General features: G+C 63.8%; 10 protein-coding genes. 8 read left to right on the plus strand and 2 right to left on the minus strand.

The features are described 5' to 3' along the window. Positions 1 to 649: SDR family NAD(P)-dependent oxidoreductase (locus AC5RWT_RS32385; RefSeq protein WP_494083801.1), on the minus strand; the 649-nt coding region annotated here is incomplete at its 3' end. A gap of 409 nt (positions 650 to 1,058) precedes the next feature. Here AC5RWT_RS32385 and AC5RWT_RS32390 point away from each other — a divergent pair. The 6 genes from AC5RWT_RS32390 (at position 1,059) to AC5RWT_RS32415 (ending at position 4,307) form a co-directional block, all read left to right on the plus strand. Further along, positions 1,059 to 1,277, plus strand: a complete 219-nt coding sequence (locus tag AC5RWT_RS32390; protein WP_493967504.1) for a CsbD family protein — start codon at positions 1,059 to 1,061, stop codon at positions 1,275 to 1,277. A gap of 310 nt (positions 1,278 to 1,587) precedes the next feature. Continuing rightward, complete coding sequence (locus AC5RWT_RS32395) at positions 1,588 to 2,001, plus strand: CBS domain-containing protein (protein WP_493967505.1); 414 nt, start codon at positions 1,588 to 1,590, stop codon at positions 1,999 to 2,001. 16 nt (positions 2,002 to 2,017) lie between these two features. Next, a complete protein-coding gene (locus AC5RWT_RS32400) occupies positions 2,018 to 2,224 on the plus strand; it encodes a hypothetical protein (protein WP_494083802.1) in 207 nt (68 codons plus the stop codon). A 247-nt stretch (positions 2,225 to 2,471) separates the two neighbouring features. Further along, positions 2,472 to 2,762: a hypothetical protein gene (locus tag AC5RWT_RS32405; protein WP_493967507.1), complete on the plus strand. Its 291-nt coding sequence runs from the start codon at positions 2,472 to 2,474 to the stop codon at positions 2,760 to 2,762. Between the two features lie 145 nt (positions 2,763 to 2,907). Next, positions 2,908 to 3,351, plus strand: coding sequence for a hypothetical protein (locus AC5RWT_RS32410; protein ID WP_494083803.1), 444 nt, complete (start codon positions 2,908 to 2,910; stop codon positions 3,349 to 3,351). After that, positions 3,315 to 4,307 carry a DNA topoisomerase IB gene (locus AC5RWT_RS32415; protein ID WP_494083804.1) on the plus strand — a complete coding sequence of 331 codons (993 nt, stop codon included), beginning with the start codon at positions 3,315 to 3,317 and terminating at the stop codon, positions 4,305 to 4,307. The genes AC5RWT_RS32410 and AC5RWT_RS32415 overlap by 37 nt, the downstream gene beginning before the upstream one ends. A gap of 94 nt (positions 4,308 to 4,401) precedes the next feature. Here AC5RWT_RS32415 and AC5RWT_RS32420 read toward each other — a convergent pair whose 3' ends face one another. Beyond that, complete coding sequence (locus tag AC5RWT_RS32420; RefSeq protein WP_494083805.1) at positions 4,402 to 5,046, minus strand: MBL fold metallo-hydrolase; 645 nt, start codon at positions 5,044 to 5,046, stop codon at positions 4,402 to 4,404. A gap of 106 nt (positions 5,047 to 5,152) precedes the next feature. Here AC5RWT_RS32420 and AC5RWT_RS32425 point away from each other — a divergent pair, with 106 nt between their 5' ends. Continuing rightward, a complete protein-coding gene (locus AC5RWT_RS32425) occupies positions 5,153 to 5,536 on the plus strand; it encodes a GntR family transcriptional regulator (protein WP_494083806.1) in 384 nt (127 codons plus the stop codon). A 258-nt stretch (positions 5,537 to 5,794) separates the two neighbouring features. Then, the coding region (gene uvrA, locus AC5RWT_RS32430; protein WP_494083807.1) for an excinuclease ABC subunit UvrA at positions 5,795 to 7,453 on the plus strand (1,659 nt) is incomplete at its 3' end.

Consider the following 7,453-nt stretch of genomic DNA (forward strand, 5'->3'; position numbering starts at 1 on the left):
GGCCCTTGGTGAAGTTGTTGATGGCCGCCTTGGTCGAGGCATAGTCCAGCAGGAACGGCGATGGGTTGTAGGCCTGGACGGACGTGGTGTTGATGATCGTTGAGCCGGGCGGCATGTGCGGCACCGCTGCCTTGGTGATCCAGAACATCGCCAGGATATTGGTGCGGAAGGTCTCTTCGACCTGTTCGTCGCTAAGGTCTTCGATCTTCTCGACTGCAATTTGGCGCCCGGCGTTATTGACCAGGATGTCCAGGCCGCCCAACTGCTCAACCGACTGCGCCACCAGCTCGCGCGACGCAGGGGCCTCGGAAATATCGCCGGGAAGCAGTACCGCCTTCCGCCCTTCCTTTTCGATGACCGAAGCGATGTGCCGGGCATCGGACTCCTCCGCCGGGAGGTACGACAGTGCGACGTCGGCTCCTTCCCGAGCGAACCCGATGGCCACGGCCGCACCGATGCCCGAGTCGGCTCCGGTAATCAGGGCTTTGCGGCCGGTCAGCCGGCCCGTGCCGCGGTAGGACTTTTCGCCGCGGTCCGTTTCCGGCTCGAGTTCCTGGTCGAGGCCGGGTTCCGGCTGGCTTTGCTTCGGCGGCGAGATGCTGGGGTACCGGTCAACCGGGTTCTGGAAGGTGTACTGGTCCGATGCCATGCGGGACTCCTTCTGGCCGCCGAAACCGGAGTTTCCGCAAGCACCCCTTGTGCTCCCGAAGAAAAGGCTCCTGGTCCGGCCGGCCGATATGGTCAGTATGCTTATCGTCATTCCACCCTACGTGGTCGGGCATGGGCAGCAAAGCCCGAAGGCGGCCGGTCCAGCGGGACCAGCGGAAGAAATCCGGAAGCGCCCTTCGCGCGTGCTTCAGCAGGCTGCACGGGGCCCTGACCCCGAATATCGGGGTGGCCGCCGGACAGTTGGGGGGGCGCTCGGGTGCCCCGGATGGTTCCGTCGGTAGCGGCTTCGCTGTGCCCGGCACGCGAAGGTCAGCAAGCTTTCGACTTGGGCGCGGGCGATGTAGTCTGGCTGGACCTGTAGGAAAACCTGAACTGAAAGAGGTGCTGATATGGGTATTGGCGACAAGTTCGACGCTGCGAAGGACAAGGTAACGGGCAAGGTCAACGAAACTGTTGGCGAAGCTAGAGATGACAAGTCACAGCAGTTGAAGGGCAAGGGCCAGCAGGCCGAAGGTGGGATCAAGGATAAGGTGGCCGATGCCAAGGCGCACCTGAGCGAGGATGCCCACAATGCCACTGATGACACCGAAGGCGGGGCCGTGCGCTAGCCCGCTCCCTGTTCCGCAGCCCCCGTGGACCTTTTGGTTCACGGGGGCTCGCGATTTAACGCTGCCGGCGGTCGGTGACAGTGCCGGGCCCCGGCAGGGGTCGCGGCTGCCGCAGCAGCAAGCATCAGTCCGCGGCGTCAAGGCATCGGGCGCGGATTTCCCGTCGGCATTCCTGGCGCCTCGCGGAACTCTTCAAATCCGCCGCTTGCTGTGGTAATTCTAAGTAACCTTACAAAATAGCTTGGCGGCCCGCCCATGCTTTGTGGAGGGTGCGGGAAGCGGCTCGAACGATCTGAAAGGACTGATATCGGTGACTACCGCAAGGGAAATCATGACCGGTGGGGTGGAATGCATCGGAGAGAACGAGACGCTTGAGCTGGCAGCCCAGAAGATGAGGGACCTTGACGTCGGGTCGTTGCCTATCTGTGGCGAGGACAACAGGCTTAAAGGCATGGTCACCGACCGTGACATCGTCGTTAAGTGCTTGGCTGGCGGGCAGGATCCGCGCTCGGTCAGGGCAGGTGAGTTGGGCCAGGGCAAGCCCGTAACCATCGGGGCCGATGACACCGTGGAAGAGGCGATCAAGACCATGCAGAGCCATCAGGTGCGCCGGTTGCCGGTGATCGATGGGCATGATCTGGTGGGCATGCTGACTCAAGCCGACGTCGCCAGGAACTATCCGGAGGACCGTGTGGGTGAGCTCGTCGAGTTCATCTCCTACTGACCTGGCGGGCCATGCGATGTCGGAGGAGCTGCCGGAGGCTTATGCCAGATACTTGTCCGGGTGCGAGCCGAAGCAGGCCGACGCCATCCTCCCGGTGCTTAAGCAATCGGCTGCGGATGGTGAGCGCGGTGTGTTGGTGCGCTTCCTGCCCGACGAAGTCCAAGCCATCGCTTCCGAAGACGTCCCCTTTGGAACCATTCGGGAGGAGCGCTACGACGGATAGCAGCCGGCTCCGGCCGTGCACTGTTCGCACGGGGAGCTAGCAACATCCCAGTCTGCAACCTGTCAAGAACCCGACCAAGAATGACCGGCCGAGGAGCCACATTTCCGTGATCCGTTGCCGGAGTGCAGCAGCGCTTGTAAGCTCGCACCAGTTGGAGCCGAACCGGCTCCACGGGGACTGGAGGCTGCATGGACAGGTCGAGTGCCGATCGGCCCACAGCGTTCACTAATGCAGCGGGGCGTCGATGATGCGCCACCGCCATCTCTCGCCCGCCGAAAAGTTTCCAGCCGATCTGGCCGTCCTCAGTGATCCCGACTTGCTGGCCTTGTACGGGCGCGCCATGAGGCAACTTGAGCGGGAGAGTATCCAGTATGGCGCCGCCGATCCCGAAACCGAGTTTCGCCTCGAGGAGCTGCGTGTTGAACTCGACCGGCGCGACAGCAGGGACGCCTTGCAGGCGAGCAAGCGCCGGGTTCGCGGCCTGTACGGCGATCCCGGAGGTGAGCCCCCGGACTCCCTGTACGACGGCACCAGCTAGGGCCGCTGCGGATCGCGGCACCGGGGCGCAACCCCCTTCCCACGAGGCCAGTGGCCGCCTACGATGCTCTTCCCACCCTGAAGTAAGATGGGTTATAGGCAGTATGCTTATCAATAGGGGAAGCCGAGAGGAAGGGCAGACGATCATGATTGCCAATGACAGTTCAAGTGCCCAAGCCGGACGGAACAAGGACGAGGACTCCGGCAGCGGGTTGCCCGACCCCTGGTGTACGGCGTGCGGCACCGACGAGTACCTCGTGTTCGACAATGTCACGCAGCTGCCGCCGCAGCCCGGGACTTCAGCAGTGCCGCTGTGGGATGTCAGCTACTGGTGCAGCCACTGCGACGGCTATTACGGCCACCAGACCTCCAAGGTTCCGGCCTCGGAGGCGGCAACTGTGGGGATCGATTTCGGTCCCGAAGGCTACATGCACTGCGGGGAGCCCATGCAGCCGGTGGAACGCGTCGATCATTCGATCCTTGACCCCGTCGATGAAGGTTCCCCGGAGACGGGCCCGCTCCCGACCGTGCGGCTGGATGTTGAGATCCTGCGGTGCCGCTGTGGGTTCAAGATGGAGGTGCCCGCCTGAGGCTCCGGCGGAGCAATGTCCATGCCCCGGGCATTTCCCGCCGGCGTGCCGGGACAGGATTTTCCTACCGGAATCCGGATGGAACCAAGCCCGCCGGTGACGAGCTCCGAAGGATCAAAGCGTTGGCGGTTCCGCCGGCATGGTCCGACGTGTGGATTTGTCCGGCAGCCAATGGACATATCCAGGCCGCAGGAACGGACGACGCCGGGCGGCGGCAATACATTTACCATCCCCGGTGGCGTGAGCTCAGGGACCGGGAGAAGTTCGACCGCTCCCTGGCCTTCGGCTCTACCCTGACGACTGCGCGCCGAAAGGTCACGAGGCTGCTGCGGTCAGGAGAAAGCACCCGCGAGGTGGCCTGCGCCATGGCGTTTCGCTTGCTGGACAGTGCGTCCCTGCGGATTGGCTCGGAAGTTTATGCCGAGGACAACGGATCCTACGGCGTCACCACCTTGTTGGTGCGCCACGTCCATGTGCAGGGGGACACGATCCGGCTGGATTTCCCCGGCAAAAGCGGCCTGCAATGGGACGTGGAGGTCAAAGACCCGGACCTCGCCGCCCGGGTGGCGGCCGTGCAGGAACTTGAGCCTGACGAGCCGGCCATCGGATACGGGGACGGCGGGCGCTGGTCGGGGCTGTCTGCCTCCGAACTGAACGAGTTCATCCACGAACTCTGCGGGCGGGAGTTCAGTGCCAAGGACTTCCGGACCTGGCAGGGGACGGTGACGGCCGCCGTCGAACTGGCTGCTTACAAGGGCAAGCCGACCCTCTCAGGCCGGCGGAAGGCGGTGGTTGCGGCCATGCGGGGTGTGTCGGAGAGGCTTGGCAATACGCCGGCCGTTGCCCGGAAGTCGTATGTGGATCCACGTCTCGTTGACCGGTTCATGGCAGGGCAGGTGCCCGATGCTGCCACCTACTCTGCGGCGGAGCGCAGCCTTCCGTCTTTCCTTTCCTGACAGAGGCTCGAAAACGTCCCGCGGCGCTAGAATTAGAAGGCCCCGGCAGGCGGGATACCCCCCAACGTCCACGTCTGTCGGGGTTGATGACGCCCTACCAGCCGCGCGCTTTCCATTCGCTGAGATGGGGCCGCTCAGCGCCGAGGGTTGTACCCTTTCCGTGGCCCGGATGGACCACGGTGTCGTCCGGCAGGTAATTGAACACGCGTTCGAGCACATCCGCGTAGAGCGACGCAAAGCGCTCCGGGTCGTTCTGCGTGTTGCCCACTCCGCCGGGGAACAGGGAGTCGCCGGTGAACAGCTGCGCAGGACCGTCCGGTGAGCGGTAGAGCAGCGCGACGGAACCCGGCGTGTGGCCGCGCAGTTTGATGGCCTCCAGCGCGAATCCATCGAACCGGCCGATGTCCTGATGCTCAAGGGCAACGTCGGTCGGCACCTCGATGTCAGGAATATCCTCTGTACCGGCAGCCGTTCTGGCTCCGGTAGTGGCCACTGCCTCCGGCAAGGCGCGGACGTGGTCCCAGTGGCTGTGCGTGGTCACGATTAAGGCGACTTTTGCAGGCCGGACCGCGTCAGCAGCCCCGTCGCGCAGCAGCTGCTGAATTGCCGGAAAATCGTCGGCAGCGTCAATAAGGACCTGGGCGCCGGAAGTCTTGGACGTCACGAGATAGACCCTGTTGTCCATCTCGGAAACGGAAATGCCACGGACGGTGACTGCAGGATCTTCATGAAGCAACATGCATCCCAGCCTACCGACAGTCGACCCCGACGGCTCCGGATGTCATTCTGGTTGTAGCAGTGGACTGGCCGGTTGCTGCGGACACGACAAGGAGTGGGCGCGGGCGATGGAAGCGAGCGAGTTTGACTGGCGGATGAACCGCGATAGCGCCGTGCCGCTCTTCGAGCAATTAAGGCTGCGGATTATCGAGGCTGCCGACGCCGGTGAACTGCCGGTGGGCACCAAGTTGCCGCCGGTCAGGAGGTTGGCCGATCATCTGGGTGTCGTGCCCAATACTGTGGCACGTGCCTACCGGGAGCTGGAAACTGCCGGGAGGGTAGAAACGCACGGCCGTGCAGGCACGGTGGTGAGCGCCGGTGCAGGCAAAGCCCGGCAACAGCTGGGAGACGCCGCCGAAGTCTTTGCCCTGGCCGTGCACGGCCAGGGGATCGGCAGCAAGGAAGCCCTTGCCGCGGCCAGGGCCGCGATGGAGCGCCACGGTATCAAGTAGTGCCGTGCCAAGGAGGCTGTTCGCCCCACTCAAGCCGTCGCCACAGCTTCGGCGGGCGCCGCCGTCGTGCCTTTTGGCTGACAGGCAAGCGGCGGCCATCGAGGACAAAGGGTGTCCGCAGATCGCACCGGCCGTGATCGATGTAATACAAGTTCGAACGAATTTTCGATTAGAGTAGATACCGTGCTAAAAGCAAGTGAAACGTCCGTCCCGGCGACCGATTCCGAGTCCGCCACCCCCGTTTCCCCCTCCGCGGAGATCTCGCGCCTGGTCGTCAAGGGTGCCCGCGAGCATAATCTGCAGAACGTCAGTGTGGATCTGCCCCGCGACGCAATGATTGTCTTTACCGGGCTGTCCGGATCCGGTAAGTCTTCCCTGGCTTTCGACACCATTTTTGCCGAGGGGCAGCGCCGATACGTGGAGTCGCTGTCCTCGTACGCCCGGATGTTCCTGGGGCAGGTGGACAAGCCTGATGTGGACTTCATCGAGGGACTTTCCCCGGCGGTGTCGATCGACCAGAAGTCCACCAGCCGCAATCCGCGCTCCACGGTGGGAACGATCACCGAGATTTACGACTACCTGCGCTTGCTGTGGGCCCGGGTTGGCCGCCCCTTTTGCCCGCAGTGCGGTGAGCCGGTCGAGAAGCAGACCCCGCAGCAGATTGTGGACCAGTTGCAGGAGCTTCCCGAAGGGACACGCTTCCAGATCCTGGCTCCGGTGGTGCGCGGGCGCAAGGGCGAGTTCGTCGACCTGTTCAAGGAACTCAGCACCAAGGGTTTTTCCCGCGCCAAGGTGGACGGGAAGCTGGTGCAGCTGACCGATCCGCCGAAGCTGGGGAAGCAGTACAAGCACACCATCGAGGTTGTGGTGGACCGGCTTGTGGCCAAGGAAGGCATCCATCAGCGCCTGACCGACTCGGTGGAGACCGCCTTGGCGCTCGCCGAGGGCAGGGTCTTGGCTGACTTTGTGGACCTCGGCGAGGACGAGCCCGGTCGTACACGGGCATTCTCCGAGCATCTGGCCTGCCCGAACGAGCACCCGTTGGCCATCGATGAGATTGAACCCCGCTCCTTCTCGTTCAACAATCCGTTCGGTGCTTGCCCGGCGTGCACGGGTATCGGCAGCAAACTCGAAGTCGACGTGGACCTGGTGGTCCCGGACCCCGACCGCAGCCTGTCGGAAGGCGCCATCGCCCCCTGGGCGCTGGGCAAAGCCACCCAGGAGTACTGGACGCGGCTGCTCGAAGGGCTCTCGCATGAGCTGGGATTCTCCATGGACGAACCCTGGAAGAACCTGCCGAAGAAAGTCCGCGAGGCCGTGCTGCACGGCAAAGACTTCAAAGTGGTGGTGCAGTACCGCAACCGTTTTGGACGCGAGCGCAAATACAGCACCGGCTTCGAGGGTGCGTTCCAGTACATTCACCGCAAACATGAAGAGACCGAGTCCGAATGGGCGCGGGACCGTTACAAGGAGTACATGCGGGAGGTGCCGTGCCCGGAATGCAACGGGGCACGGCTGAACCCGGCGTCCCTGTCGGTGCTGATCAACGGCAAGTCGATTGCCGATGTCTCAGCCTTGCCGCTGCGCGAGGCCAGTTCCTTCCTGGACGGTCTGGAGCTCACCGCCCGCGAAGCCCAGATCGCCCACCAGGTGCTCATCGAGATCCAGGCGCGCCTGCGCTTCCTGCTGGACGTGGGTCTGGAGTACCTGAATCTGGAGCGCGCCGCCGGCACATTGTCCGGCGGTGAGGCCCAGCGCATCCGGCTGGCCACCCAGATCGGTTCCGGCCTGGTCGGCGTCCTCTACGTGCTGGACGAGCCCTCGATCGGCTTGCATCAGCGGGACAACCGGCGCCTGATCGAGACCTTGACCCGGTTGCGCGATTTGGGGAACACCCTGATTGTGGTCGAGCACGAC

The organism is Arthrobacter sp. Dra40 (genome assembly GCF_059091905.1).